The sequence below is a fragment of the Roseovarius sp. SCSIO 43702 genome (assembly GCF_019599045.1).
Lineage (GTDB): Bacteria > Pseudomonadota > Alphaproteobacteria > Rhodobacterales > Rhodobacteraceae > Roseovarius.
This window is the reverse complement of sequence record NZ_CP080623.1, coordinates 2172909-2198938: the sequence shown is the minus strand read 5'-3', so window position 1 is coordinate 2198938 and position 26030 is coordinate 2172909. Positions and strand designations below refer to the sequence as shown.

Genomic DNA, 26030 nt, shown 5'->3' with positions numbered 1-26030 from the left:
ACGTCATGAGGGGCAAAAAATCGGGGATTGGCGGGGAGGTGCCGACAGTGACGCGCGCGGGCGCATTCAGGCTGAAGAAGACGGTCGTCATGGTGGGGATGATGGGCGCCGGCAAAACCGCCGTTGGGCGCGCGCTCGCCGCCCGGCTGGATGTCCCTTTCCTCGATTCCGACGCCGAGATCGAAGCCGCCGCCGCCATGTCCATCGCCGAGATCTTCGAGCGTGACGGTGAGGCGTTCTTTCGTGATCGCGAGGCGCGGGTGATCGCGCGTCTGCTGGCCTCCGAGCGCGCGATCCTCAGCACCGGGGGCGGTGCCTTCATGAACCCCGAGAACCGCGAAACCATCTCGGCCAAGGGTGTGTCCGTGTGGCTCAACGCCGATCTGGCACTTCTCTGGAGCCGGGTGAAACACAAGGATACCAGGCCCTTGCTCCGCACCCCTGATCCCTACGCGACGCTGGCCGAGCTCTACGAGGCGCGCATCCCGCATTACGCGAAGGCCGATATCACCGTCCCGTCGGAGGCCGGGCTCAGCATCGACGACATGGCCGACCGCGTGATCGACGCGCTGCTTGACCGGCCCGATGTGCTTGAGGTGGTGCGATGACCGAAACCGTGCATGTGGACCTCGGAGCGCGCTCCTATGACGTGCTGGTGGGCCCCGGCCTGATCGCCGAGGCCGGCGCCCGGATCGCGCCCCTCCTGGGCCGGCCCCGCGTCGCTGTCGTGACCGATGAAAACGTGGGCGGCCTGCATCTCGAGGCGTTGAAGAACGGGTTGCAAGCATCTGGAATCGAAGTGGTTTCCCTCGCATTGCCACCCGGAGAAGGAACCAAGAGCTGGGCCTCGTTGGAACAGGTGGTCGAATGGCTCCTGAAGCAGCGGGTCGAGCGCCGGGACGTGATCCTGGCCTTCGGGGGTGGCGTGATCGGCGACCTGGTGGGCTTCGCCGCCGCGATCCTGCGGCGCGGCGTGCGCTTCGTGCAACTGCCCACGAGCCTGCTTGCGCAGGTGGATAGCTCCGTCGGCGGCAAGACCGGCATCAACTCGCGCCACGGCAAGAACCTCGTCGGCGCCTTCCATCAGCCGAGCCTCGTGCTCGCCGACACCGAGGTGCTGGGCACGCTCCCCGAACGTGATTACCTCGCGGGGTACGGCGAGGTCGTCAAATATGGTCTCCTGGGGGATGCCGAATTCTTTCAGTGGCTTGAGGGCAACGGCTCATCCGCCGCCCGTGGCGACATGGCGGCGCGCATCCATGCCGTGCGCCACTCGGTCAGCATGAAGGCCGATATCGTCGCGCGGGATGAAACCGAGCAGGGCGACCGTGCGCTCTTGAACCTCGGGCATACGTTCTGCCACGCGCTCGAGGCCGCCACCGGCTATTCCGGGCGTCTTTTGCATGGCGAGGGCGTGGCGATCGGCTGTGCGTTGGCATTCGAACTGTCCGCGCGTCTCGGACTTTGCCCGCAAGAGGAGCCGAGCCGTGTGCGTGCCCATCTGCGCGACATGAAGATGAAGGTCGATCTGTCGGATATCGAAGGGGAATTGCCGGATGCCGACGGCCTTCTCGACCTCATGGCGCAGGACAAGAAGGTAATCGATGGCAAGCTGCGCTTCATCCTCGCGCGCGGGATCGGTGACGCCTTCGTGACCTCCGACGTGCCGCGCGACGCCGTGCGCAACGTGCTGGCCGATGCGCTCGCCGCGCGGGGAGGTTAGGGCGAGCGGGTCCCTCACCCCGAAGACGTGACGAACCGCCCGCGGGTCCGGTTCGCGATCGCCACGAGCGACAGCATCACAGGCACCTCGACAAGCACGCCCACCACCGTGGCCAGCGCCGCGCCGGAATTGAGCCCGAAGAGGCTGATCGCGACGGCGACGGCCAGTTCGAAGAAATTCGACGTGCCGATCATCGCGCAGGGCGCCGCGATCCGGTGCGGCACCCGCAGGACGTAGGCGGCGCCGTAGGCCAGCGCGAAGATGCCGTAGCTCTGGATCACGATCGGCACCGCGATGAGCGCGATCACCAGCGGTTTCGCCAGGATCGTGTCGCCCTGCAACCCGAAGAGGATCGCGACCGTGGCGACGAGGCCGATCATCGACCACGGCTTGATCCGCGCGACGAAGCCGTCGATCCGCTCCGCCGACCCGAGCGCGCGGCGCGTGAACAGCCCCGCGATGAGCGGCAGCACGACATAGAGCACCGTGGCCAGCACCAGCGTCTCCCACGGCACGGAGATGTCCGTCACGCCCAGGAGAAGCGCCACGATCGGCGCGAAGGCCACGACCATGATGAGATCGTTCACCGACACCTGCACGAGCGTGTAGGTAGCATCCCCCCGCGTCAGCTGCGACCAGACGAAGACCATCGCCGTGCAGGGCGCGGCACCCAAGAGGATCAGCCCGGCGATGTATTGCGCGGCATCCTCGGGCGCGATCCAGGGCGCGAAGACGTGGTCGAAGAACAGGACCGCGAGCAGCGCCATGGTGAATGGCTTGATCAGCCAGTTGACCACCAGCGTGACGATCAGCCCCTTCGGTTGCTTCGCGACGCCCGCGACGGCGCGGAAATCGACTCCGACCATCATCGGGTAGACCATCGCCCAGATCAGCACCGCCACCACGAGGTTGATCGACGCGACCTCGGCCGCGGCGATCGCACTCACGAGTCCCGGCGCGACACTGCCCACCGCGATGCCGAGAATCATCGCTGCCCCCACCCAGAGCGTCAGGTAGCGTTCGAACGTGCCGAGCGGCTCAGGCGCGGTGGTGTCGGTCATGGTCATCCTCGATCTTTCGGTTTCGGGTCAGCGCGCCGGTATGCGCGTGTCGTCATCGCGCCCGATCGCGTCGAGCCGCGATTGCAGCGACATCGCGTCGAGCGTTTCGAGCGGCAGCGCCGTGAAGGCGTCGATCCGGCGGGTCAGCATCCGGTAGGTTTCGGCGAAGGCGAGCGCTTCCTGCGCGTCGGATCCCGTCACGGCAGCCGGATCGGGCAGGCCCCAATGCGCAGTCGCGGGCCTGCCGGGCCAGACCGGGCAGACCTCGCCCGCCGCATTGTCGCAGACGGTGATGATGAAAGCCATTTTCGGCGCGTCCGGTTCGGCGAATTCATCCCAACTCTTGGACCGCAGGCCGGACGTGTCATGCCCGAGCTGGTCGAGCAGCGCGATCGCGCGTGGATGCGGTGCGCCGGAGGGGTGCGAGCCGGCTGAAAAGCCGCGGAACCGTCCCGCGCCCCGCGCCGTCAGGATCGCCTCGGCAAGGATCGAGCGGGCAGAGTTGCCGGTGCAGAGAAACAGGACGTTTCGGATGGCGGTCATCAGGCGGCCCCTTCAGCAGCAGGTGAGTTCGGAAATGAGCGGTCGGCAGCGATCCGGGTGGCCGCCGCAGCAATCCTCGAGCAGGAAGCCGAGCAGGCGGCGGATGCCGTCGTGATCCGCGTGGTAGCGGATGGCGCGGCCCTCGCGCGTGCTGCGGATCAGGCCCGCATGGCGCAGCGCGGCGAGGTTCGCGGACATCGTGTTCTGCTTCGTGTCCAGCGCCTCGGCGATCTCGCCCGCCAGCATGCCCGCATCGCCCGCGACGACGAGGCGGCGGAACACGTCGAGCCGGAGCGGCTGCGACAGGGCGGCGAAGGCGGTGGCGGCGGTTATCGTATCCATATATCGTGAAATACGGATATATACCGGGCGCTGCAAGTGAAGGTTTCGTGACAGCCGTGAAGGACCGTCAGCCGCCGAGCTTCACCAGCGCGTGCCGCTTCTTGCCCGCGCTCAGCTTGATCGGCTGTGCGAGCGCGCCCGCGTCGATCATCACGCCCGCATCGGTGAGCGGCGCATCGTCCATCCGCGCGCCGTTCTCGGCGATGAGGCGCTTGGCCTCCTTGCCCGATTTGGCGAGACCCGAGCGCACCAGAAGCTGCACCACCGAGATCCCGTCGCCCAGTTCCTCGGCCGACAGCTCGACCGTCGGCAGGTCGTCGCCCACACCGCCGCGCTCGAACACCTCGCGCGCCGTGGCCTGTGCCGCCGCCGCGGCCTCGGCCCCGTGGAGAAGCGTCGTCACCTCGTCGGCCAGCACGATCTTGGCCTCGTTGATCTCGGATCCTTCCAGCGCGCCCAGCCGTTCGCATTCCTCGACCGGCAACTCGGTATAGAGCTTGAGGAACCGGCCCGTGTCGGCATCCGTGGTGTTGCGCCAGAACTGCCAGAACTCGTAAGGCGAGAGCATGTCGGCATTGAGCCAGATCGCGCCGCCCTGGCTCTTGCCCATCTTGCGCCCGTCCGACGTGGTCAGAAGCGGCGAGGTCAGGCCCCAGACCTCGCGCTCGATCACCCGGCGCGTGAGGTCGATGCCGTTCACGATGTTGCCCCACTGGTCCGAGCCGCCCATCTGCAGCCGGCAGTCATAGCGCCGGTTCAGCTCGAGAAAGTCGTAGGCCTGGAGGATCATGTAGTTGAACTCGAGGAACGACAGCGATTGCTCCCGGTCGAGGCGCGACTTCACGCTCTCGAACGAGAGCATCCGGTTGACCGAGAAATGCCGCCCGATATCGCGCAGGAACTCGAGATAGTTGAGCCCGTCGAGCCACTCGGCGTTGTCGAGCATGAGCGCATCCGTCTCGTCCTCGCCATAGGTCAGGTAGGAGGCGAAGACCGCCTTCATCCCCGCGATGTTGTCGGCGATCTGCGCAGGCGTCAGCAGCGGCCGCTCGTCGGCGCGAAAGCTCGGATCGCCCACCTTGGTCGTCCCGCCCCCCATGAGCGTGATCGGCTTGTGGCCGGTCTTCTGGAGCCAGCGCAGCATCATGATGTTGAGCAGATGCCCCACATGCAGCGATGCCGCCGTCGCGTCGTAACCGATATAGGCCGGCAGGACACCGCGCACCATCGCCTCGTCCAGCCCTTGCAGATCGGTGCAATCGGCCATGAAGCCACGTTCGATCATGACGGCCAGGAAATCGGACTTCGGATGATAGGTCATGGCGCTTGTCCCGCGGTGATTTGCGCGGCATGTATAGGGGCGCAACTGCCGAAGGAAAAGGCCATGTTGGGGCCGGGGATCAGGAGGGCCGCGGGAGCCATGTCGGGCACCTCGCTCGACGGGGTGGACGTGGCCGTGATCGAAACCGACGGCGAGCGGATCGCGGGTTTCGGCGAGACCGGCTATCGCGCCTATACCGAGGCAGAGCGCAGCGTGCTCCGCGCGGCCCTCGGGCGCTGGCCGGGCGAGGAGCTGACCGAGGCCGAGCGCGTGGTGATGGACGCGCACGAGGAGGCGCTGCTGCCGCTCGACGCCGAAATCGTGGGCTTCCACGGCCAGACCCTCGCGCATGAACCCGAGGGGCGCGGCACGCATCAGCTCGGTGACGGCGCCATGCTGGCAGAACGGCTGGGGCGGCCCGTGGTGTGGGATTTCCGCAGTGCCGACATCCGGCTCGGGGGGCAGGGCGCGCCGCTCGCGCCCTTCTATCACTTCGCCTGCGCCAAGTGGATGGGCGCGACCGAACCGCTGGGATTTCTCAATCTCGGCGGCGTCGGCAACCTCACCTGGATCGACCCGCGCCGCGATGCGCCGCAGGTGCCGGGCGCGCTGCTGGCCTTCGACACGGGTCCCGCCAACGCGCCCATCGACGACGTGATGCAGGCGCGGCTGGGGCAGGCTTGCGATCGCGACGGGCGGCTCGCACGGCGCGGCACCGTGGCCGAGGGCGCGCTCGAGACATTTCTCGAAGACCCGTATTTCTTTCGCATGCCGCCCAAGTCGCTCGACCGCAACGCCTTTCACGACATGATCGAGCGCGTGCGCGAGCTGCCTGACGCCGACGCGGTGGCGACGCTCACGGCGATGAGCGCCGCGGCGGTGATGCGCGGGATGGAACATTGCCCCGCGCCGCCCGCGCGGCTTCTGGTCGCGGGCGGCGGGCGGCACAACCCTGTGCTGATGGAGATGCTGGCGGCGGCGCTCGACTGTCCCGTCGACCCGGTCGAGACGGTGGGACACGACGGCGACATGCTCGAGGCGCAGGCCTTCGCCTTCCTCGCGGTGCGCGTGGCGCGCGGACTGCCCACCTCGTGCCCCTCCACCACGGGCGTGCGGGCCTCGGTCTGCGGCGGCACGCTCAGCCGACCCGAGGCCGCGGCGTGACGCGCTATGATCTCGACGCCGGGGCGGGCGGAGGGACGCGGATCGGTCTCGTCGTGCTCTCCACCGACGAGACGCTCGAACACGAGGCGCGGCTGGCCTTCACCGGCCGTGACGTCAACCTCCTGCACGCCCGCATCCCCTCCATCGCCGAGGTCAGGCCCGACACGCTCGCCACCATGGCCGACGAGATGACGGCGACGGCCGCGCTCCTGCCGCTGGGGCTTTCGGCGCTGGGCTATGCCTGCACCTCGGGCGCCACGGTGATCGGGCCCGCCGAGGTCGCGCGCCTTCTTCACATCGCGCATCCCAACGTTCCCGTCAGCGACCCGATGACCGCGGTGATCGCGGCGCTGCGCGCGCTCGACGCATCCCGCATCGCGCTGGTCACGCCCTACCTGCCAAGCGTCACGGCCCCGATGCGCGCCCATCTCGCGGGCCACGGGATCGAGGTCACGCACGAGGTGAGCTTCGGCGAGGGCGACGACCGCCGCGTCGGACGCATCACCGAGGCCAGCACCCGCGCCGCCATGCTCGAGGCCGCCCGCGCGCCCGGCACCGAGGCGATCTTCGCAAGCTGCACCAACCTGCGCAGCTTCGGCATCATCGACCGCGTCGAGGCCGAGACGGGCCTGCCCGTCGTCACCTCCAACCAGGCGCTGCTGTGGCATCTCGTCTCGCTCGCGGGCCTTCCCGCCGGCGGCTCCGGGCCGGGCCGCCTCTGGCAGGACTGAGCGCCCGGCCCGTCAGGGCCCGGTCACATGCCGTTGCGCGGCACCTCGTGAGACCATTCCTTCTCGTGGAAAAGCGCGTCGCCATCGTAGCACCGCGTCACCGCCCGAAGGTGAAACGTCTCCGCATCGGACCACATTTCGGCCCGCGTCTCGATCCGGGGCCGCCAGCCTTCGCGCGCGAAGCCGCCTTCCTGCGTCATCACCGCCCGCGCGCTCGACGGGTCCGCGCCGATCTCGTAGAGGCGGTCCGAGAGGTCGCCCATCTCGGTGCCCGTCGCGTCAAGCCGGATACGGCCCACCGGACCGAAAACGCCGCCGTCGATCATCATGCGCGAACCGAGACGCCCGGTCATCGCGTCGTAACAGACCTCGCGGTTCATCGAACCCCCGCGCAGTTGCGTCATCGCCGGTGCCGCCGCGGGCGCGGGGACGGGCAGGGGGCGCGGCGTGGTCGCGTCAGGCGTCGCGCGCCGCACCGGCAGGTCGAGCCGCGCCTCGCCGGGACGCAGGGTCAGGGCGACCGGCTCGGGCGCAGGCCAGAGCATCGGCCAATATCCCGACGAGAGCTTCAGCATCAGCCGATGCCCCTCGGGCAGGCGGTAGCTGGTCGCGTGAAACTCGATCGCGATCTCCACCGCTTTGCCGGGGGTGAGCGGCAGGGCCTGCTCCGGTCCCTCGCGATGCGCCGGGTTGGCAAAGCCGCGCGTGATGACCGTCTGCGCGCCGTCGGGTGCCTCGTCCACCAGCAGGGCGGCTATCTGCGCCTGGGGTTTGTCGGCCGCGATGCTCAGCGTCATGCGCGGCACGCCCAGGATGTCGAGCGGCCCTTCCCGAACCGCGTCGCGGAACTCCAGCGCCCCGACGCCGTCGAGCCGCGCGTCGCCCGGAATATCGCCCGGCGTGGCGAAGGACATGTTGTCACCCGCCATCTGCCCGTAGCTCGTGGGTGTCCTCACCTCCATGGCGGGACCGTCCTCGGCCTCCGCGCCCAGCGTCCCCGCGTTCAGCCACAAGCGGCGCGTTTCGATATTCGGGCTGGGCCAGCACGGCTCCTCGACCCACACCCCCTCGCGATGGGCATGGATCGGCGCGGGCGGCACGGCCTCCTGAAGGTAGAGACGCAGGCGCGGCTCGTCCATCAGCCCCGTGTCGCGCCCCTTCATCCAGTGATCCCACCACCGGATCAGCTCGGCGGGGAAATCCACCTGCGGCCCCGGCGCGCCCTCGTGCGGATAGAGATGCCCCCAGGGTCCGATCATCACCTTGACCGGCGCGCGCGCGTGTTCGGCCATGCGGAAGGGCGTGTTGCGATAGGCATCGGCCCAGCCGCCGAAGATATAGACCGGCACCTCGATCGCGGCGTAATCCTCGCAGACCGAGCCATGCCGCCAGAACGCGTCGCGCGTCTGGTGCTCCAGCCACTCCGCCGGCCAGAACTCCGCCGCGTCGAGCCGCGCGCGCCACATGTCGCGCCAGCGCTCGCCCACGATCTCGGGGTCGGGCGGCTGCGCCATGAAAAGCTGCATGATCGCGCCCCACCAGAAATTGTCGGTCATGAGGCAGCCGCCGCTGAAATGGATGCATTCGGACCAGCGGTCGTCGGTGCCCATGACCGGCGCGATTGCCTTCAGGCCCTCGGGCCGCCGCGCCGCGATCTGGTAGGAGCTGTAGGCGCCCCAGCTCTTGCCGAACATGCCCACCTGGCCGTCCGACCAGTCCTGCGCCCGGATCCAGGCGATCACGTCGCAGCCGTCCTGGATCTCCTGCTCGAGATACTCGCCATGCATGATCCCGCCGCTGTCGCCCGTTCCGCGCATATCCACGCGCAGCGCGGCGTAACCCGCCTCGGCAAAGCGCGGATGCATGCTCTCGTCCCGAAGCCGCGTGCGGTCGCGCCGCCGGTAGGGGATATATTCCAGGATGGTGGGCACCGGCCCCTCGACCCCCTCGGGCCGCCAGAGCCGCGCGGCCAGTCGCACGCCATCGGGCATCTCGATCCAGATCGTCTCGGTGGTCTCGACCATGCTCCTGCTCCCCGTCGCTGCACCTTTCCGGCCATTCCTGCGCCGACCGCACGGATGATGCAATGGCTCTCTCCCGCAGCACGGCTCCGGGCCGATCATGTCATGGAACATTTTGCCCATTGTCTTTCCCACCCCTCCCCCGTTAGTGTGCGAACGCAAGCGCGGGGCGAATATCCATGTCCCGCGCACTGAGTTTCGCTGTTTCAGAAGGCAAACCGGGAACATCCCGGCATCTGACACAGACCGATTGGGCCAGGGGCGATCCCCCGGCCGCATGCATGCCCGCCGTCGCGCACGCGGCGCCCCGGGCCACCGAACGGGTGCCCCTCGCGGGTGCCGGAGAAGAACCGCGATGACGCGCGCGACAGCGACAATCAGGATCGGAGAGGCCGCTTGCGGCCGCGATCCCGCCGTGCCCGCATTCGCCTTTGACAGACACCCCGCGAGATGGTCTGCCGCTCCACCCGGACGCGGACCGTTTCGCCGGTGCAATTGGATTACATGGCCAAGAAAATGCTTATCGATGCCACCCACGCGGAGGAAACCCGCGTCGTGGTGGTGGACGGAAACAAGGTCGAGGAATTCGACTTCGAATCCGAGAACAAACGCCAGCTAGCCGGCAACATCTATCTCGCCAAGGTCACCCGCGTGGAGCCCTCGCTCCAGGCGGCCTTCGTGGATTACGGCGGCAACCGCCACGGCTTCCTCGCGTTTTCCGAGATCCATCCCGACTACTACCAGATCCCCGTCGCCGACCGCGAGGCGCTGCTCGAGGAAGAGCGCGCCTATGCCGAGGCACAGCAGGACCGCGAGGATGACGAGGACAAGCCCAAGCGCTCCCGCCGCAGCCGCGGCAAGTCCAAGGCGGCCGATGCACGGACGGGCGACGCCGTCGAAACCTCCGAGCCGATCGAGGGCATGGAGACGATCGACACGTCCGACGACGACGGCGACGGCGCCGACGAGGAGGGCACCTCGCCCATGGAGCGCGTGGGCGAAACCCCCGTCGAGGAACCCGACGATCCGAACGGCGACCCCGATGACGACGCGTCCGACGACGACACCGCCTCGGACGACTCCGGTGACGACGACGAGAGCGACGATGACGACAATGGCGATGGCGACCGGGACGGTGGCACCACCCGCAACAACGGCCGCCGCGGCCGGTCGCGGGGCGGCGACGCGTCCGAGAAGGACGACAGCATCGAATCCGTGGCCGATGACGACGACCAGGAGGACATCCGCCCGCCGAGGAAACCCCGTCCGCGCCGCTACAAGATCCAGGAAGTCATCAAGGTCCGCCAGATCCTGCTCGTTCAGGTCGTGAAGGAGGAGCGCGGCAACAAGGGCGCGGCACTCACCACCTATCTCAGCCTCGCGGGCCGCTACTGCGTGCTCATGCCCAACACCGCGCGCGGTGGCGGGATCAGCCGCAAGATCACCAACGCCGCCGACCGCAAGAAGCTCAAGGCCATCGCGACCGAGATCGACGTGCCCAAGGGTGCGGGCCTGATCGTGCGCACCGCCGGGGCCAAGCGGACCAAGGCCGAGATCAAGCGCGACTACGAGTATCTTCAGCGGCTCTGGGAACAGATCCGCGAACTGACGCTCAAATCCATCGCGCCCGCCAAGATCTACGAAGAGGGCGACCTCATCAAACGCTCGATTCGCGACCTCTACAACCGCGACATCGATGAGGTCATCGTCGAGGGCGAGCGCGGGTATCGCATCGCCAAGGACTTCATGAAGATGATCATGCCGTCCCACGCGAAGAACGTGAAGAACTACCACGACACCATGCCGCTCTTCGCGCGCCACCAGGTCGAAAGCTACCTCGCGGCGATGTTCAATCCCACGGTGCAGCTCAAGTCGGGCGGCTATATCGTCATCGGCGTGACCGAGGCGCTGGTGGCCATCGACGTGAACTCCGGCCGCGCCACCAAGGAAGGGTCGATCGAGGAAACCGCGCTCAAGACCAACCTCGAGGCCGCCGAGGAGGTGGCCCGCCAGTTGCGCCTGCGCGACCTCGCGGGGCTCATCGTCATCGACTTCATCGACATGGACGAGCGCAAGAACAACGCCGCCGTCGAGAAGCGCATGAAGGACAAGCTCAAGACCGACCGCGCGCGCATCCAGGTCAGCCGCATCTCGGGCTTCGGCCTCATGGAGATGAGCCGCCAGCGCCTGCGCCCCGGCATGATCGAGGCCACGACACAGCCCTGTGCGGCCTGCCACGGCACCGGCCTCATCCGCTCGGACGACAACCTCGCGCTGTCGATCCTGCGCCAGATCGAGGAGGAGGGCGTGCGCCGCCGCTCCCGCGAGGTGCTGGTGAAATGCCCCGTGAGCATCGCCAACTTCCTCATGAACCAGAAGCGCGAGCATGTGGCGGGAATCGAGGCGCGGTATGGCCTTTCCGTGCGGATCGAGGGCGACCCGACACTCATCAGCCCCGATTTCAGCCTCGAGAAGTTCAAGACCGCGACCCGCGCCGTGCCCGAAGTGGCCGCGCCCGTGGTCTCGGTGGACAGCTCGATCATGGACGATCTCGATGACGAGGCCCTGACCGAGACCGCCGCGCCCATGTCCGACAACCTGCCACGCGGCGAGGACGACGAGGGCGAGGATGACGACAAGCCCAAGAAGAAACGCCGCCGCCGGCGCCGCCGGGGTGGCTCCAAGAAATCCGGCAACGGCGAGGGCCAGCAGGCCGACGACTCGGCAAGCGATTCCGACGACGGGGACGACGCCGATACGGATGCCACGGAAAGCTCCGACGCGAAGCCCGACACGGCGAAAGCGAAGCGCGGCAAGGACGAGCGCGCCGACGAAGCCGACGAGGTGAAGGCCGAGGCCAAGACCGAGCCTGCATCGAAGGACGGGGACGAGGGCGACAAACCCAAGCCGAAGACCGTGCGCCGTTCCTCCTCGTCGCGCAAGAAGAGCGACGAGACCGGCGACAAGGGCGGCGACGCCCCCACGAAACCGGCCAAGGGCGACGCGAAGTCCGACAAGCCGGCCGAGGAAGGCGAGAAGCCCAAGCGCACCCGTGCGCCCCGGAAGAAGAAAGAGACCGCCGAGGCGGACGCGGCGGACAAGACCGACGCTGCGGCCAAGACCGAGAAGGTCGAGGCCGCCACGCCCGCGCCGTCGTCGGCGCCCGAACCGGCCCCGGAACCCGAGAAGGTCTCGGAACTCGCCGGGGCGTCGAACTCTTCGCAATCCGACGCCGCGCCGGCCCCCGACGCGCCCTCCGAGGCGGAGAGCGGTTCCGATGACGACAAGAAGCCGAAACGCCGCGGCTGGTGGTCGCTCGGCCGCTGACGGCTCGCGGATCGAACAGCGAAGGGCGGGGCCTGCCGGGTCCCGCCCTTTTTCATGTGCGACGGGTTGCGCGCGCAGGGTTTACGATTGCCCCGACTCACCCTCCACCGACACGATACCGACGTGGATACCGACGTAGATACCGACGTGGGGTTCGGCCCGTTAACCCTTGATTCGAAGTCTCAGCCGCGCACCCGGATCTCGAAGGTCAGAACCCCCTCCGCCTCGCGGGTTTCCAGCAGATCGTGGCCCGCCTCGGCGCAGAAATGCGGCACGTCCACGACCGCCGCCGGATCATCGGCCAGCATGGTCACGCGCGCATCTTTCCCAAGCGATTTCAGAAGCTTGCGAAGTTTGAGAACGGGCAGGGGGCAAAGCAGCCCTTGCGTGTCGAGGGTCAGGTGTTCGCTCATGCGGCCTGTTAACCCCGATGTGACACTTCGTCCACACACTTGTGAGCGATTGGGGCGATGACCTTTGCCGCGAAATGGCCTATCTGGGGTCCATGTTCGGCATCGACCTCATAGACGCCTCCCTCATCCCCGCCATGCTCGTCGCGCTGGCGGCGGGGCTTCTGTCGTTCCTGAGCCCCTGCGTCCTGCCGATCGTGCCGCCCTACCTCGCCTACATGAGCGGCAGCACCATCGCGCAACTGCGCGGCGACACGGCGGTGCGCAATCGCGCGCTCCTGCCCGCGCTCTTCTTCGTGCTGGGCCTTTCGACGATCTTCCTGATCCTGGGCTTCGCCGCGTCGCTCGCCGGATCGGCCTTCATGCAATACCAAGGCTATTTCAACGCCTTGGCGGGCATTCTTGTCATGGTCTTCGGGCTGCATTTCCTGCACATCCTGCGTGTTCCCTTCCTCGATCGCGAGGCGCGCGTCGATGCGGGCGACCAGGGTGGCACCGCGTTCGGCGCCTATCTCCTGGGCCTCGCTTTCGCCTTCGGCTGGACCCCCTGCATCGGCCCGCAACTGGGCGCGATTCTCTCGCTCGCGGCCTCCGAGGGGTCGGTCCCGCGCGGCACGTTTCTCCTCGCGGTCTATGCGGCGGGGCTTGGCATCCCGTTCCTACTCGTCGCGGCGTTCCTGCCGCGCATGGGCGGGCTCCTCGACTGGATGAAACGTCACATGGAGGTCATCGAGCGCATCATGGGCCTGCTGCTCTGGACCATCGGCCTCATGATGCTGACCGGCGGCTTCTCGGCCTTCGCCTTCTGGCTGCTCGAGGTCTTCCCCGGGCTCGCGGCACTCGGTTAAGCCTTACTCTGGCCCGAATCCTCCGCTAACGTCCCGCGCGAGAGGCAAGGGCATGAGCACGCAGGTCACCCACAGGCGGGTCTTCTACATTCCCGGATACGACCCCATCCACCCCCGGCGCTACAGGGAGCTGTATCGCAAGGAGGCGGCTGCGCAGGCGGCGATCAGCGGTTATGACATCACCCTGAAACCACGGGCGAAATCCGCGCAGACGGGCCGTTATGGCTGGCACGTCGATGCCGGGATCGAGGGCGCGCGCGTCGAGACCGATTTCGAGGTTCTCGTCTGGTCCGACATCGTGCGCGGCAGCATGGAGCAGGGGATCTTCGCGACCTATCTTCAACTTGCCCGCACCGCCTGGATCTACATCTCGACCGGCGCGCTTTTCCGGCTGATGCGCCTGCGCAAGGGACCGGTGATCGCGGCGCTCTATCCGGTGGTGTTCCTCGTGGTGCAGCTCGCACTTGCGGTGATGGTGGGGCTGGGGATTTACCAAATCTCCACCTTTCTGCCCGAGAGTGTCTGGACAGGCGCGGGATTCGCCCTTCTCGGATTGCTCGCCGCGTGGCAACTGCTCGAATGGTTCCGGCGCAAGGACAACAGGTTCTTCGCCTACTACCTCATGCATGACTACGCCTATTCGGCGCAGTCGCGCGGTGCCAACCCGCCCGAGCTCGAGGCGCGGATCGCCCGGTTCGTGGAGGAAATCGCCGCGGCGCTCGCGGACGATTGCGACGAGGTGCTCGTGGTCGGCCATTCCTCGGGCGCGCATCTGGGCGTGTCGATCCTGGCCGATCTCATCCGCGCGGGGCGGGTGCCGAATGAGGGGCCGGCGCTCTCGTTCCTGAGCCTCGGGCAGGTGGTCCCGATGGTGTCGTTCCTTCCCGACGCGCATCGCCTGCGCGCGGATCTCGCCTATCTCTCCACGCGGGAGGAGCTTGCCTGGGTCGACGTCACCGCGCCCGGCGATGGCTGCGCCTTCGCGCTTTGCGATCCGGTGAGCGTCACCGGCGTCGCACCCGAGGGCAAGCGCTGGCCGCTCGTCTTCTCGGCTGCCTTCACCCAGACGCTCAGCCCCGCGCGCTGGCGCGAGCTGCGCTGGCGCTTCTTCCGCCTGCATTTCCAGTATCTCTGCGCCTTCGACCGGCCGGGCGATTACGACTACTTCCGCGTCACCGCCGGACCGATGACACTCGGCGCGCGCTACCGCGACCGCCAGCCCTCGAAAAGCCGTATCGAGAAACCCGTTAACCGCTTCACCGGGATGGCCGCATGACGCACCCGCCGAAGCCGCCCGCCCGCGCAGGGCGCACATCGCTCTGGCGCTACATGCGTTTGTTTAGAAAGGATATTCTTTCGGCGCAGCCGGCACGGCTCTATCGCGCATGGATGGCCGAGTTCCGCACGCCCTTCTTCCGCTCGTTCATGTGCAACGACCCCGATCTCGTCGATCTCGTGCTCAAGCGCCGCCCCGACGATTTCCCCAAGTCGAACCGCATCCGGGAGGGGCTGATGCCGCTTCTGGGCAACTCGGTCTTCGTCACCAACGGCGAGACCTGGAAGCACCAGCGCCGCATCATCGACCCCGCCTTCGAGGGCGGCCGCCTGCGCGACACCTTCGCCGCCATGCAGGCCGCGGGCGAGGGGGCGGTCGCGCGGATGGAGGGTCTGGCCGACGGCGCACCCCACGATGTCGAGGGCGAGATGTCGCACGCCGCCGCCGACGTGATCTTCCGCACGCTCTTCTCGCTGCCCATCGAGGACCGGATCGCGGGGCAGGTCTTTGACGCGTTCCGCGCCCATCAACGCGCGCAGCCCGTCCTCAACCTGGGCGCCTTCCTTCCCCTTCCACGCTGGTTCCCGCGCTTCCACCGCCGGGAGACGAAGGCCACCGCTCGCCGCATCCGCGCGCTGATCCACGAGCTCACCGCGCGCCGCATGGCCGAGATCGAAGCCGGCACCGCCCCCGACGACCTGGCCACCAAGATCATGACCACGCCGGACCCCGAGACGGGCCGCTGCTTCGACACCGGGGAAATGGTCGACCAGGTGGCGATCTTCTTCCTCGCAGGGCACGAGACGAGCGCCTCCGCGCTCGGCTGGGCGCTCTACCTGCTCGCGCTCTTTCCCGAATGGCAGGCCCGCGTTGCCGATGAGGCCAAGGACGCCATGGCGCACGGTTTCACTTTCAGGGACATGAGCAAGCTACGGATTTCGCGTGATGTTTTCCGCGAGGCGCTGCGCCTCTACCCGCCCGTTCCCATGATGGTGCGGGAGGCTGCGTGCCCCGAGATTTTCCGCAATCGCGACGTGCCGGAAGGTAGCCAGATCGTGCTCAGCCCGTGGCATCTCCACCGCCACGAGCGCCTCTGGGACGACCCCGACGCGTTCCGCCCCGATCGTTTCGGCACCGAGAACGGGCGCGCCTGCATGCGCAATGCGTTCATCCCGTTTTCCGCGGGTCAGCGGGTCTGCCCCGGTGCCGGATTCGCGATGATCGAGGGGCCGCTGCTCCTCTCCATGCTCGTGCGCCGGTTCCGCTTCGATCCGGTCGAGGCGCGGCCCGCGATGCCCGTCGCGCACCTCACCGTGCGCGGTCGCGATGGTATCTGGCTTTCGATCACGCCGCGCGGCGGGGCACCTGCCGGATGATCCATTCCACGAAAGCGCGTGTCTCCGGGCGGTCCGCCCCGAGCGGCGTGGCGATATGATAGCTGCCCGACCGCACCGAGGACGCGCGCGCCACGCAATCGAGCGCGCCGCTGTCGAGCTCCTCTTCGATGAGGTAACTCGGCAGAAGCGCCGCGCCGAGACCCTGAACACATGCCGAGATCATCAACGAGAACTGATCGAACTGCATTCCCGACCGCGCCGGCCGCCCCTCCGCGCCGAACTCCGCCATGAAATCCGTCCAGGCCGAGGGCCGCGAGGAGAGATGAAGAAGCGGTGCGAGGCCAAGATCCTCGGCGTCGCGGATGTCGTGTGCGCGCAGGAAACCCGGCGCGGCCACCGCCAGAAGATCTTCGGGGCAGAGCGGGGTGAGCCGCGCGCCGGGCCATTCCGCGTGACCGAAATGGATGGCGAGGTCGCAGCGTTCGGCTTCGAGATCGAAGGGTTCGGTCCGGCTCATGAAGCTGAGTTCGATCTCGGGGTGGCGTGTCCGGAACTCCGGCAGGCGCGGCATGAGCCAGCGTGAGCCGAAGGTGGGCAGCACCGCAATCGACAGGATGCGCGCCCCGTCGCCCGCCGCTATCGCCCGCGCGACACTTTGCTTCAGCCGGCCGAGGTCATGCTCAAGATCCGCCGCAAAGGCACGGCCCGCATCGGTCAGCTGCACTGCCCGGCCCGCGCGACGGAAAAGCCGCAGCCCCATCGCCTCCTCCAACTCGCGCACCTGCCGACTGATCGCGCCCTGCGTGAGGCTAAGCTCGTCGGCGGCCAGGGTGAAGCTCTGATGGCGGGCGGCGGCCTGGAAACTGCGAAGCGCGGAAAGGGATGGAAGGTGGCTCATCGAAGTCCGATTCATGATCTACGCTCATGCATACCGGAGTTTTCCGTGCATTTTAATCCCTGATCGCCGCGGCTATGGTGCGCGCGACCGAGTCGGGCACGAAAGGGAGCAAGATGAAACGCATCGCCGTCATGGGATTGGGCAAGGTGGGCACGCTTGCCGCCGAGCTTCTGGTGGACGCGGGCTTCGAGGTGACGGGCTTCGACGCCGTGCCGCGCGAGGCCCGGTTCGAGACGCGGGTGCTCGACCTTTCGGACGAGGCGGGCCTGACGGGTGCGCTGTCGGATCAGGACGCCGTCCTCTCCTGCCTGCCTTTCAGTCTCAACCAGGCGCTGGCCAAGGCCGCGCATGGTGCCGGAATCCATTATTTCGACCTGACCGAGGACGTGCCGACCACCAAGGCGATCATCGAGCTTTCGAAGACGTCCAAGGGCCTCATGGCACCGCAATGCGGGCTCGCCCCCGGCTTCGTGGGGATCGTCGGTGCGGATCTCATCAGTCGCTTCGATGACTGCCGTCTGTGCAAGATGCGCGTGGGCGCGCTGCCGCAGCATCCCACGGGCCTCATGGGGTATTCCTTCAACTGGTCGCCCGAGGGGGTCGTCAACGAATATCTCAACGACTGCGAAGTTCTGGAGGACGGTCAGCTCAAATCCGTCTCGGCGATGGAATGGATCGAGAAGATCACCATCGGCGGCATCGAGTTCGAGGCCTTCACCACGTCGGGCGGTCTCGGCACCATGTGCGAGACCTATCTCGGGCGCGTGCCCAACATGGACTACAAAACCATGCGCTATCCCGGTCACGTGGACCTGATGAACTTCTTCTTTCACGAGCTCCTGATGCGTGACCGCCGCAAGGAGGCGGGCGAGATCCTCGTCAACGCCAAGCCGCCGGTGGCCGAGGACGTGGTCTATGTCCACGTGGCCGCCGAGGGCACCAAGGACGGGCGGCTGGGCCGCGAGGAATTCGTGCGCGCCTACAAGCCCATGGAGATCGCTGGCGAACGGCGTACCGCGATCGCCTGGACCACCGCCTCGTCCGTGGTCGCGGTGATCGAGATGGTGCGCGATGGAAACCTGCCGGGGCAGGGGTTCCTCAAGCAGGAAGACATTCCCCTCGACCGCTTCTTTGATACGGTAGGCGGCGAAAGATATGCCAGCGGGGGCAGGATATGACCGAATTTCGACGCGCCACGCGGCTCGAAGGGCTGGAGCTTTCCGAGATCGTGCAGGTCTCTGAGGCCGCGCGTGCGATGCGCGCCGAAGGGCATGATGTCGTGGCGCTCAGCACAGGCGAGCCGGATTTTCCCACCCCCGACCACGTGATCGAAGCCGCGCATCAGGCGGCGCTAGATGGCGACACCAACTATACCCCCACCGGTGGCACCGTCGCGCTGCGCGCCGTCGTGGCGCGCGGCGCGGGTGTCGACATGAGCCAGACGGTGATTTCCACCGGCGCCAAGCAGGTCATCGCCAACGCCATGCTGGCGACGCTCGACGAGGGCGACGAGGTGGTGATCCCGGTGCCCTACTGGACCACCTATTCGGACGTGGTGCGCATGTCGGGCGGGACGCCCGTGCTGGTGGAATGTCCTATGGAAGCGGGCTTTCGCCTGACACCGGAACAGCTGGAGGCGGCCATCACGCCGCGCACGAAATGGCTCATGCTCAACGCGCCGTCGAATCCGTCGGGCGCGGTCTATGACGAGGACCAGATCAGGGCCTTGGCCGAGGTGCTGGAGCGTCATCCCCATGTCTGGATCATGGCCGACGAGATCTACGAGCATCTGAGCTTCGTGCCTTTCACCTCTTTCCGCGAAGCCGCGCCGGAACTCGAGGGGCGGACACTGATCGTGAACGGGGTCAGCAAGGCCTATTCGATGACCGGCTGGCGGATCGGCTGGGGCATCGGGCCCGCGCCGCTTATCAAGGCGATGACGGCGGTGCAGGGTCAGGTGACGTCCGGTGCGTCCTCGATCTCGCAGGCCGCGGCGGTGGCGGCGCTGACGGGCGATCAATCGCTCCTCGCAGAACGTTGCAAGGTGATGAAAGCGCGCCGCGACAAGGTGGTCGCGGGGCTCGACGCGCTGAGCGGTATACGCTGCCCGGTGCCGGATGGGGCATTCTATGCCTTTCCGAATATCGAGGAGGCGATGGCCGCAGGTGGTTTCAAGAGTGACGCGGAGTTCTGCCGCGCGCTTCTGGAGCGCGAGGCGCTCGCGCTGGTGCCGGGCCGGGCCTTCGGGTTGCCGGGCCACGTGCGGCTCTCCTTTGCATATGCCGAGGCGTCGCTTGATGAAGGTATCGCGCGGATGGGCCGCTTCGTGGAAAGCCTGGGCTAGGGGGCAGGAATATGGATCGCGCCGAGATCGTTCACGAGAATTTCCTGCGCCGCGTCGCGACGGGCGATCTGCCCGAGGGCCGCGCGCCCGACGGGCCGCTGGCACGCGAGGAGGCGGTCGCGATCTACCGCGCCGGATGTCTCAGCCGCGCGCTCGACCGGCAAAGCCGCGCGATGCAGAAGGCGGGGCAGGGGTTCTACACGATCGGCTCGTCGGGCCATGAGGGGATGGCCGCCGTGGCCGCCGCGCTTCGGCCCACCGACATGGCCTTTCTCCATTATCGAGACGCGGCGTTCCAGATCGCGCGCAGCATGCAGGTGCCGGGCCAGACGATCACCTGGGACATGCTGCTGAGCTTTGCCACCTCGTCCGAGGATCCGATCAGCGGCGGGCGGCACAAGGTGCTGGGATCGAAGGCGCTCAGCATCCCGCCCCAGACCTCGACCATCGCGAGCCACTTGCCCAAGGCGGTGGGCGCGGCCTGGTCCATCGGCATGGCGCGGCGGCACCGTCCCGAACATGCGACGCTGCCGCGCGACGCCATCGTCTATTGCAGCTTCGGCGACGCCTCCGCCAACCACTCGACCTCGCAAGGGGCGTTCAACACCGCCAGTTGGACGTCCTACCAAGGCGTGCCGCTGCCGCTTCTCTTCGTTTGCGAGGACAACGGGATCGGCATCTCGGTCAAGACGCCGAAAGGCTGGATCGCGGCCAGTTTCAAGCATCGGCCGGGTCTGAAATACTTCCATTGTGACGGGCTCGACATCTATGACACGTATCGCGTGGCGCAGGAGGCCGCGCGCTACGTCAGGACACAGCGCAAGCCCGCTTTCCTGCACGTGCGCACCGTGCGACTTTACGGTCACGCGGGCGCGGACATGCCCACGACCTACATGCCGAAATCCGAAGTCGAGGCGGACGAGGCCAACGATCCGCTGCTGCATTCCGTGCGTCTTCTGGATCAGGCGGGCGCGATGGCGCGCGATGGCGCGCTGAAGGTCTACGAAGAGACCGGCGCGCGCGTGGTCGCGGTGGCCGAAGAGGCCGTGACGCGGCCCCGGCTCAAGACCGCCGAGGACGTGATGGCGAGCCTCATCCCGCCGAAGCGCGAATGCCGCGCCACCAACGGCCCTGAGCCCGAGGCGCGCGAGAAGGCGTTTGGCGGCGATCTGAAGGCGATGGACGACCCACAGATCATGTCCCGGCACATCAACTGGGCGCTGACGGACCTCATGCTCGAGCATTCCGAAATCGTCATGATGGGCGAGGACGTGGGCCGCAAGGGCGGGGTCTATGGCGTGACGCAGAAGCTCCAGGCGCGGTTCGGACAGGACCGCGTCGTCGACACGTTGCTCGACGAGCAATCCATTCTCGGCATGGCGATCGGCATGGCGCATAATGGCTATGTTCCGATCCCGGAGATCCAGTTCCTCGCCTACCTTCACAACGCCGAGGACCAATTGCGCGGCGAGGCGGCGACGCTGCCCTTCTTCTCGAACGGCCAATACACGAACCCCATGGTCGTGCGGATCGCGGGGCTCGGCTACCAGAAGGGGTTCGGCGGTCATTTCCACAACGACAACTCGCTCGCGGTGCTGCGCGACATTCCCGGGCTGATCCTGGCCGTGCCGTCGAGCGGGGCAGATGCCGCGCGGATGTTGCGCGAATGCGTGCGCCTCGCGCGCGAGGAGCAGCGGCTGGTCGTCTTCGTGGAGCCCATCGCTCTCTACCCGATGCGCGATCTTCACGAAGCGGGTGACAATGGCTGGCTGACCCCCTATCCGGACCCGTCCGAGCGCGCGAGCTTCGGCGAGGTGGGTATCGAGGGCGACGGCGATGACCTCGCCATCGTGACCTATGGCAACGGGCGTTACCTTTCGACCCAGGCGGCGAAACGGCTGAATGACGAGGGGATCGGAACGCGAGTGATCGACCTCCGCTGGCTCTCGCCCTTGCCCGAAACTTCGCTGCTCGAGGCCCTGGAGGGTGCGAAGCGGGTGCTGATCGTGGACGAGACGCGCCGCTCGGGCGGGGTGGCAGAGGCGCTGATGGCGGTGTGCGCCGAACATCTGGACGTGCCCTTCGCGCGCGAGGTGGCCCGGGACAGCTTCATCGCAACGGGCCCCGCCTATGCAGCGACGATGCCATCGACCGACAGTATCTTCGAGGCCGCGAAACGCCTGGTCGGGGGGGATGCATGATGCGTGCGGTGGTCATCTGCCCCGGTCGGGGGACATATAACAAGGGCGAGCTTGGCTATCTTGGGCGCCATTTCCCCGAGCCTGACTTGCTCGCGCAGTTCGACGCGCGGCGGGTCGAGCGGGGAGAGACGCCGCTCTCGGATCTGGACGGGGCCGAGAAATTCTCGCTTGCCAAGCACACGCGGGGCGACAATGCCTCGGCGCTCATCTATGCCGCGACGTTGGGGGATTTCCTGTCGATCGATCGCGATGCCGTCGAGGTGGTGGCGGTGACGGGCAATTCGATGGGCTGGTACAGCGCCCTCGGCCTTGCCGGAGCGCTTTCGCCGCGGGACGGCTTCGAGGTCGTGAACACCATGGGCGCCCTCATGCAGGAGGCGATGATCGGTGGGCAGATGGTCTATCCGATCACCGGTGGCGACTGGGTTCCGGACCCTGAGAAACGGCGCGAGATCATGAGGTTGATCGGCGATATTGATGCGCGCGACGGGTGTCATCTCACGCTGTCCATCGATCTCGGGGGAATGCTCGTTCTTGCCGGGAATCACGAGGGGCTCGATGCGTTCGAGGACGCGGTGCCGCAGATCGACGGGCGCTATCCGATGTTCCTGGCCAATCATGCGGGCTTCCATTCGCACTTGCAGGAGCCGGTGGCCGAAAGGGGCCGCGCCGCGCTTCCCGCCTCGATGTTCATGCAGCCGGACCTGCCGCTCATCGACGGGCGTGGCGCGATCTGGTGGCCGGGAGCCTCGCGGCAGGAGGCGCTTTGGGACTACACGCTGGGCCACCAGGTGACCGAAACCTACGATTTCGCGCGCGCCGTGACGGTGGCCGCGCGGGAGTTCGCGCCGGATGTCTTCATCGTGACCGGCCCCGGCACGACCCTGGGCGGCGCGGTGGCGCAATCGCTCATCGCGGCGGACTGGAAGGGCATGAAGACCAAGGACGATTTCAAGGCGAAACAGGAAAGCGACCCGGTGCTCGTTTCCATGGGAATGGAAGACCAGCGCGGGCGCGTGACGAAAGGAGAGACGACATGACCCACAAGGATGTATTGCTCAAGGCGGGCCTCTCGGAGGACGAGATTTCGGGCGGCACGATGGAAGTGCGCTCGCCCATCGACGGGGCGGTGGCCGCGAAGGTGCGCGAGACGAAAGCCTCCGAGATGGAGGGCATCATCGCCAAGGCGAACGAGGCGTTCCGCGCCTGGCGTCAGATCCCCGCGCCGCGGCGCGGTGAGCTTGTGCGCCTCTTCGGGGAAGAACTGCGCAACGCGAAGGACGAGTTGGGCGCCGTCGTCACGCTCGAGGCGGGCAAGATCGTGTCCGAGGGCCTGGGCGAGGTACAGGAGATGATCGACATCTGTGATCTGGCCGTGGGCCAGTCCCGGCAGCTTTTCGGCAAGACCATCGCGTCGGAGCGTCCGGGCCACCGCATGATGGAGACGTGGCATCCGATGGGGCCGGTGGGTATCATCACCGCCTTCAACTTTCCCGTGGCGCCCTGGTGCTGGAACGCGGCATTGGCGCTGGTGTGCGGCGATCCGGTGATCTGGAAGCCGTCCGAGAAAACGCCGCTGACCGCGCTGGTGACGCAGAAGATCCTAGAGCGGGCCATCGAACGCTTTGGTGACGACGCGCCCGAGGGGCTGAGCCAGGTTGTGATCGGCGGTGCGGATGTGGGCGACGCGCTTGTCACCTCGCGCGACGTGCCGATCATCTCGGCCACTGGATCGTGCCGGATGGGCGGCATCGTGGGGCCGAAAGTGGCCGAACGGTTCGGCCGCTCGATCCTCGAGCTTGGCGGCAACAACGCGATGATCGTGGCGCCCTCGGCCGATCAGGACATGGCAGTGCGCGCCATCGTCTTCTCGGCGGTGGGCACGGCCGGGCAGCGCTGCACCTCGCTGCGGCGGCTCATCGTGCATAACTCGATCCGCGAGGAACTCGTCGCGAAGGTTGCCAAGGCCTATGAAACCCTGCCCATCGGCGATCCGCGCAAGGACGGTACGCTCGTCGGGCCGCTGATCGACGAGGATACGCGCGAGCGGATGCAGAAGGCGCTGGAGACCGCGAAGAAGGATGGCGGGAAAGTCCATGGCGGCGAGAGCGTCGAGGGCGTCAAGGGCGGTGCCTATGTCAAGCCCGCGCTGGTCGAGATGCCGGGCCAGACCGAGATCGTCAAAACCGAGACATTCGCGCCGATCCTCTACGTGATGGGCTATGACGATATCGACGAGGCCATCGCCATGCAGAACGATGTGAGCCAGGGTCTTTCCTCCTGTATCTTCACGCTCAACGTCCGCGAGGCCGAGAAATTCGTCTCGGATTTCGGCTCGGATTGCGGGATCGCCAACGTCAATATCGGCCCCTCGGGTGCCGAGATCGGCGGCGCGTTCGGCGGCGAGAAGGAGACCGGCGGCGGGCGCGAAAGCGGCTCGGACGCGTGGAAGGGTTACATGCGGCGGCAGACGAATACCGTCAACTACTCGGACGAATTGCCGCTTGCCCAAGGGGTGAAGTTCGACATCTAAATCACTGGTAGCGCGATCTTAATCGGGCGGGGCGTCGGCCTCGCCCGTTTTTCTGCGCGCCGTGATGATCTTGCGCATCGCCGCAAGGAAGGCGTCGCGCTCCGACTGGCTCAGCGGGGCGAGCGCCTCCTCGTTTTCCGCCATTGCGGCCGCGGTCGCGGGATCCCTCAGAGCGCGGGCTTCGGGCGTCAGCCAGACGCGTTGCACCCGGCCGTCGCGCGCGTCGCGCTTGCGCGTGACGAAGCCGTCACGCTCCATCCGGGCAAGGGTGTTGGCCATGGTTGCCTGTTCGATGTCGAGGCGTTCGACCAATTGCTTCTGGGTCAGGCCGTCTTCTTCCCAAAGTTCGAGGAGGGCGGGAAATGTCCCGATGGTGAGGCCGAGCGGGCCTATACGCGCCGCGAGGCCGCGCGCGAAGAGGCGCGCCAGGTGATTTGCGAGATATCCCGCCGATTGCTCTTTCTCGAACGACATGCCGCACGATAGCAGTTGAATAGCAGGCTATGCAATAATATATAGCGAGCTATATTGATGAATCGTGGAAAAGGCCAAGACCATGAAGCAGATCATCCACCCGATCGCGGGCGCGGTTGCGCTCCTGACCATCGCAGGATTCTGGATCTCGACCGTCATTTCGGAATTTTTTCTGTCCATGGGTGCGGTCGTCGCGGTCAAGACGGTGATTCCCTGGTTTCTCCTGTTGCTGGTGCCCGCGTTGATGGCGACGGGCGGCACGGGGTTCGCAATGGGGCGCGGAATGCGGGGGCCGCTGATCGCGGCCAAGACGCGCCGCATGCCGATCATTGCCGCAAATGGTTTACTAATTCTTGTTCCCGCCGCGCTTTACCTTTCCGTGAAGGCGAGCGCCGGAGAATTCGACCGCGCGTTCTATTCCGTGCAGGGCGTGGAGCTGATCGCCGGTGCGATGAACATCGCGCTGATGGCGCTCAACATGCGCGACGGCATCCGGCTTTCGCGGAGGCGCAAGCGGGCCTGAAGCGGCAGTGATATGAGTAACGGAAGAAATTGGAGCGGGTGATGAGATTCGAACTCACGACATTTACCTTGGCAAGGTAACGCTCTACCCCTGAGCTACACCCGCGTCCGTTGGGTGAGGGTGATCTATAAAGTCTGGCCCGCGCCTGCAAGTGCAAAACGCAGGGCCGGGCCAAAATTTTTGCCTTATTCGCGCGCCGCCTCGAGCCGCCGGCGCCGACGCTGCCGCAGGAGGTTCAACCCCTCGACCGCACCCGCGAAGACCATCGCGGCGTAGATGAAGCCGCGCTCGATGTGGAAATGGAACCCGTCGGCCACGAGCGCCATGCCGACCATCACGAGGAAGGCCAGCGCAAGCATCTTGGTGCTGGGATGGGCCGCGACGAAATCGGAAATGGGCTTGGCCGCAACCATCATCACGACGATGGCGATGGAGACGGCGGCGATCATGACCTCGATATGTCGGGCGATTCCGACGGCGGTGATGACGCTGTCGATGGAGAAGACCAGGTCGAGGATCATGATCTGGATGATCACGCTCAGGAACGTGGCTCTCACGACGTTCTCCTGGGCGGTGCGCAGTTCTTCCCCCTCGACCTCGTCGAATATCTCGGTCGCGGCCTTGTAGATCAGGAACAGGCCACCCGCGATGAGGATCAGATCGCGCCACGACATCTCCCATCCCCACACTTCGGCGATGGGGTCCGACAGCCCGACGATCCAGGCAATGGAGAAAAGCAGTAGGATGCGCAGGATGAGTGCACCGGCAAGGCCCAGCACACGGGCACGGGCCTGCTGGTCTTCGGGCAGGCGCGAGGCGGCGATGGAAATGAAGATGAGATTGTCGACGCCAAGAACGATTTCGAGGATCGTGAGCGTCAGAAACGAGGCCCAGACGGATGGATCGTTGAGAAGTTCGAGCATGTGACTTTCCCGGTCCCTTTGACCGTATCA

The 26030-nt window shown here is 66.8% G+C and carries 23 protein-coding genes and 1 tRNA gene; 14 read left to right on the top strand and 10 right to left on the bottom strand.

The window, feature by feature from the left end; all coding sequences use genetic code 11:
* The first annotated feature begins 5 nt into the window (after window positions 1-5).
* Together K1T73_RS10815 and aroB are read left to right on the top strand one after the other, a co-directional pair.
* On the top strand, window positions 6-608 hold the full coding sequence (locus K1T73_RS10815; RefSeq protein WP_220600717.1) for a shikimate kinase: 603 nt from the start codon (window positions 6-8) through the stop codon (window positions 606-608).
* Window positions 605-1723 (top strand): 3-dehydroquinate synthase, encoded by a 1119-nt coding sequence (gene aroB, locus K1T73_RS10810; protein WP_220600716.1) that lies wholly within the window; start codon window positions 605-607, stop codon window positions 1721-1723. The genes K1T73_RS10815 and aroB overlap by 4 nt, the downstream gene beginning before the upstream one ends.
* Before the next feature lie 14 nt (window positions 1724-1737).
* Here the strand turns inward: aroB and arsB are convergent, their stop codons facing one another.
* The 4 genes from arsB to tyrS all read right to left on the bottom strand — a co-directional run bounded on the left by arsB (window position 1738) and on the right by tyrS (window position 4990).
* Complete coding sequence (arsB, locus tag K1T73_RS10805; RefSeq protein WP_220600715.1) at window positions 1738-2784, bottom strand: ACR3 family arsenite efflux transporter; 1047 nt, start codon at window positions 2782-2784, stop codon at window positions 1738-1740.
* 27 nt (window positions 2785-2811) lie between these two features.
* Complete coding sequence (locus K1T73_RS10800; RefSeq protein ID WP_220600714.1) at window positions 2812-3327, bottom strand: arsenate reductase ArsC; 516 nt, start codon at window positions 3325-3327, stop codon at window positions 2812-2814.
* Between the two features lie 12 nt (window positions 3328-3339).
* Complete coding sequence (locus K1T73_RS10795) at window positions 3340-3669, bottom strand: helix-turn-helix transcriptional regulator (protein ID WP_220600713.1); 330 nt, start codon at window positions 3667-3669, stop codon at window positions 3340-3342.
* A gap of 67 nt (window positions 3670-3736) precedes the next feature.
* Complete coding sequence (tyrS, locus tag K1T73_RS10790; protein WP_220600712.1) at window positions 3737-4990, bottom strand: tyrosine--tRNA ligase; 1254 nt, start codon at window positions 4988-4990, stop codon at window positions 3737-3739.
* A 63-nt stretch (window positions 4991-5053) separates the two neighbouring features.
* On the opposite strand from tyrS, the gene K1T73_RS10785 reads away from it, so the two are divergent.
* Together K1T73_RS10785 and K1T73_RS10780 are read left to right on the top strand one after the other, a co-directional pair.
* Window positions 5054-6154 (top strand): anhydro-N-acetylmuramic acid kinase, encoded by a 1101-nt coding sequence (locus K1T73_RS10785; RefSeq protein WP_220600711.1) that lies wholly within the window; start codon window positions 5054-5056, stop codon window positions 6152-6154.
* Window positions 6151-6885, top strand: coding sequence for an aspartate/glutamate racemase family protein (locus K1T73_RS10780; protein WP_220600710.1), 735 nt, complete (start codon window positions 6151-6153; stop codon window positions 6883-6885). Before K1T73_RS10785 ends, K1T73_RS10780 begins: the two co-directional genes overlap by 4 nt.
* Window positions 6886-6908: 23 nt before the next feature.
* Here the strand turns inward: K1T73_RS10780 and K1T73_RS10775 are convergent, their stop codons facing one another.
* The gene (locus K1T73_RS10775) at window positions 6909-8909 is read right to left on the bottom strand and encodes a CocE/NonD family hydrolase (protein WP_220600709.1); all 2001 of its coding nucleotides are present in this window, start codon (window positions 8907-8909) and stop codon (window positions 6909-6911) included.
* Between the two features lie 501 nt (window positions 8910-9410).
* Between K1T73_RS10775 and K1T73_RS10770 the strand changes: the two genes are divergently transcribed.
* Complete coding sequence (locus K1T73_RS10770; RefSeq protein ID WP_220600708.1) at window positions 9411-12233, top strand: Rne/Rng family ribonuclease; 2823 nt, start codon at window positions 9411-9413, stop codon at window positions 12231-12233.
* Between the two features lie 182 nt (window positions 12234-12415).
* Here K1T73_RS10770 and K1T73_RS10765 read toward each other — a convergent pair whose 3' ends face one another.
* Window positions 12416-12646, bottom strand: a complete 231-nt coding sequence (locus tag K1T73_RS10765; protein WP_220600707.1) for a sulfurtransferase TusA family protein — start codon at window positions 12644-12646, stop codon at window positions 12416-12418.
* Between the two features lie 92 nt (window positions 12647-12738).
* Between K1T73_RS10765 and K1T73_RS10760 the strand changes: the two genes are divergently transcribed.
* The 3 genes from K1T73_RS10760 to K1T73_RS10750 are packed head-to-tail and all read left to right on the top strand — an operon-like array spanning window position 12739 to window position 16143.
* The gene (locus K1T73_RS10760; RefSeq protein WP_220603707.1) at window positions 12739-13491 is read left to right on the top strand and encodes a cytochrome c biogenesis CcdA family protein; all 753 of its coding nucleotides are present in this window, start codon (window positions 12739-12741) and stop codon (window positions 13489-13491) included.
* Between the two features lie 52 nt (window positions 13492-13543).
* Window positions 13544-14767, top strand: coding sequence for a hypothetical protein (locus tag K1T73_RS10755; RefSeq protein ID WP_220600706.1), 1224 nt, complete (start codon window positions 13544-13546; stop codon window positions 14765-14767).
* Entirely contained in the window at window positions 14764-16143 is a 1380-nt protein-coding gene (locus tag K1T73_RS10750) for a cytochrome P450 (RefSeq protein WP_220600705.1), read from the top strand. Before K1T73_RS10755 ends, K1T73_RS10750 begins: the two co-directional genes overlap by 4 nt.
* Here K1T73_RS10750 and K1T73_RS10745 read toward each other — a convergent pair.
* Window positions 16112-17002, bottom strand: coding sequence for a LysR substrate-binding domain-containing protein (locus K1T73_RS10745; RefSeq protein WP_220600704.1), 891 nt, complete (start codon window positions 17000-17002; stop codon window positions 16112-16114). The two genes, K1T73_RS10750 and K1T73_RS10745, sit on opposite strands and share 32 nt — an antisense overlap.
* Before the next feature lie 113 nt (window positions 17003-17115).
* Here K1T73_RS10745 and K1T73_RS10740 point away from each other — a divergent pair, with 113 nt between their 5' ends.
* Genes K1T73_RS10740 through K1T73_RS10720 form a run of 5 tightly spaced genes read left to right on the top strand, consistent with a single transcriptional unit; the run spans window position 17116 to window position 24080 of the window.
* Window positions 17116-18180: a saccharopine dehydrogenase family protein gene (locus K1T73_RS10740; protein ID WP_220600703.1), complete on the top strand. Its 1065-nt coding sequence runs from the start codon at window positions 17116-17118 to the stop codon at window positions 18178-18180.
* Entirely contained in the window at window positions 18177-19346 is a 1170-nt protein-coding gene (locus K1T73_RS10735; protein WP_220600702.1) for a pyridoxal phosphate-dependent aminotransferase, read from the top strand. The genes K1T73_RS10740 and K1T73_RS10735 overlap by 4 nt, the downstream gene beginning before the upstream one ends.
* A gap of 11 nt (window positions 19347-19357) precedes the next feature.
* On the top strand, window positions 19358-21547 hold the full coding sequence (locus tag K1T73_RS10730) for an alpha-ketoacid dehydrogenase subunit alpha/beta (RefSeq protein ID WP_220600701.1): 2190 nt from the start codon (window positions 19358-19360) through the stop codon (window positions 21545-21547).
* Window positions 21547-22587 carry an ACP S-malonyltransferase gene (locus tag K1T73_RS10725; RefSeq protein WP_220603706.1) on the top strand — a complete coding sequence of 347 codons (1041 nt, stop codon included), beginning with the start codon at window positions 21547-21549 and terminating at the stop codon, window positions 22585-22587. Before K1T73_RS10730 ends, K1T73_RS10725 begins: the two co-directional genes overlap by 1 nt.
* A complete protein-coding gene (locus K1T73_RS10720) occupies window positions 22584-24080 on the top strand; it encodes an aldehyde dehydrogenase family protein (RefSeq protein ID WP_220600700.1) in 1497 nt (498 codons plus the stop codon). Before K1T73_RS10725 ends, K1T73_RS10720 begins: the two co-directional genes overlap by 4 nt.
* An 18-nt stretch (window positions 24081-24098) precedes the next feature.
* Here the strand turns inward: K1T73_RS10720 and K1T73_RS10715 are convergent, their stop codons facing one another.
* On the bottom strand, window positions 24099-24554 hold the full coding sequence (locus K1T73_RS10715) for a MarR family winged helix-turn-helix transcriptional regulator (protein WP_220600699.1): 456 nt from the start codon (window positions 24552-24554) through the stop codon (window positions 24099-24101).
* 82 nt (window positions 24555-24636) lie between these two features.
* Here K1T73_RS10715 and K1T73_RS10710 point away from each other — a divergent pair, with 82 nt between their 5' ends.
* Window positions 24637-25077, top strand: a complete 441-nt coding sequence (locus K1T73_RS10710) for a hypothetical protein (protein ID WP_220600698.1) — start codon at window positions 24637-24639, stop codon at window positions 25075-25077.
* A gap of 30 nt (window positions 25078-25107) precedes the next feature.
* Here the strand turns inward: K1T73_RS10710 and K1T73_RS10705 are convergent.
* Window positions 25108-25182 (bottom strand) — tRNA-Gly (locus tag K1T73_RS10705).
* 80 nt (window positions 25183-25262) lie between these two features.
* On the bottom strand, window positions 25263-26000 hold the full coding sequence (locus tag K1T73_RS10700) for a TerC family protein (RefSeq protein ID WP_220600697.1): 738 nt from the start codon (window positions 25998-26000) through the stop codon (window positions 25263-25265).
* Window positions 26001-26030: the final 30 nt, after the last annotated feature.

Coding starts and splice junctions, on each gene's coding strand:
- K1T73_RS10815 (WP_220600717.1), top strand. CDS start 6: ATGAGGGGCAAAAAATCGGGGATTGGCGGGGAGGTGCCGACAGTGACG.
- K1T73_RS10795 (WP_220600713.1), bottom strand. CDS start 3,669: ATGGATACGATAACCGCCGCCACCGCCTTCGCCGCCCTGTCGCAGCCG.
- K1T73_RS10755 (WP_220600706.1), top strand. CDS start 13,544: ATGAGCACGCAGGTCACCCACAGGCGGGTCTTCTACATTCCCGGATAC.
- K1T73_RS10800 (WP_220600714.1), bottom strand. CDS start 3,327: ATGACCGCCATCCGAAACGTCCTGTTTCTCTGCACCGGCAACTCTGCC.
- aroB (WP_220600716.1), top strand. CDS start 605: ATGACCGAAACCGTGCATGTGGACCTCGGAGCGCGCTCCTATGACGTG.
- K1T73_RS10750 (WP_220600705.1), top strand. CDS start 14,764: ATGACGCACCCGCCGAAGCCGCCCGCCCGCGCAGGGCGCACATCGCTC.
- K1T73_RS10715 (WP_220600699.1), bottom strand. CDS start 24,554: ATGTCGTTCGAGAAAGAGCAATCGGCGGGATATCTCGCAAATCACCTG.
- K1T73_RS10735 (WP_220600702.1), top strand. CDS start 18,177: ATGACCGAATTTCGACGCGCCACGCGGCTCGAAGGGCTGGAGCTTTCC.
- K1T73_RS10725 (WP_220603706.1), top strand. CDS start 21,547: ATGCGTGCGGTGGTCATCTGCCCCGGTCGGGGGACATATAACAAGGGC.
- K1T73_RS10770 (WP_220600708.1), top strand. CDS start 9,411: ATGGCCAAGAAAATGCTTATCGATGCCACCCACGCGGAGGAAACCCGC.
- K1T73_RS10760 (WP_220603707.1), top strand. CDS start 12,739: ATGTTCGGCATCGACCTCATAGACGCCTCCCTCATCCCCGCCATGCTC.
- K1T73_RS10785 (WP_220600711.1), top strand. CDS start 5,054: ATGTTGGGGCCGGGGATCAGGAGGGCCGCGGGAGCCATGTCGGGCACC.
- K1T73_RS10720 (WP_220600700.1), top strand. CDS start 22,584: ATGACCCACAAGGATGTATTGCTCAAGGCGGGCCTCTCGGAGGACGAG.
- K1T73_RS10710 (WP_220600698.1), top strand. CDS start 24,637: ATGAAGCAGATCATCCACCCGATCGCGGGCGCGGTTGCGCTCCTGACC.
- K1T73_RS10730 (WP_220600701.1), top strand. CDS start 19,358: ATGGATCGCGCCGAGATCGTTCACGAGAATTTCCTGCGCCGCGTCGCG.
- K1T73_RS10775 (WP_220600709.1), bottom strand. CDS start 8,909: ATGGTCGAGACCACCGAGACGATCTGGATCGAGATGCCCGATGGCGTG.
- K1T73_RS10765 (WP_220600707.1), bottom strand. CDS start 12,646: ATGAGCGAACACCTGACCCTCGACACGCAAGGGCTGCTTTGCCCCCTG.
- tyrS (WP_220600712.1), bottom strand. CDS start 4,990: ATGACCTATCATCCGAAGTCCGATTTCCTGGCCGTCATGATCGAACGT.
- K1T73_RS10740 (WP_220600703.1), top strand. CDS start 17,116: ATGAAACGCATCGCCGTCATGGGATTGGGCAAGGTGGGCACGCTTGCC.
- K1T73_RS10700 (WP_220600697.1), bottom strand. CDS start 26,000: ATGCTCGAACTTCTCAACGATCCATCCGTCTGGGCCTCGTTTCTGACG.
- K1T73_RS10745 (WP_220600704.1), bottom strand. CDS start 17,002: ATGAGCCACCTTCCATCCCTTTCCGCGCTTCGCAGTTTCCAGGCCGCC.
- arsB (WP_220600715.1), bottom strand. CDS start 2,784: ATGACCGACACCACCGCGCCTGAGCCGCTCGGCACGTTCGAACGCTAC.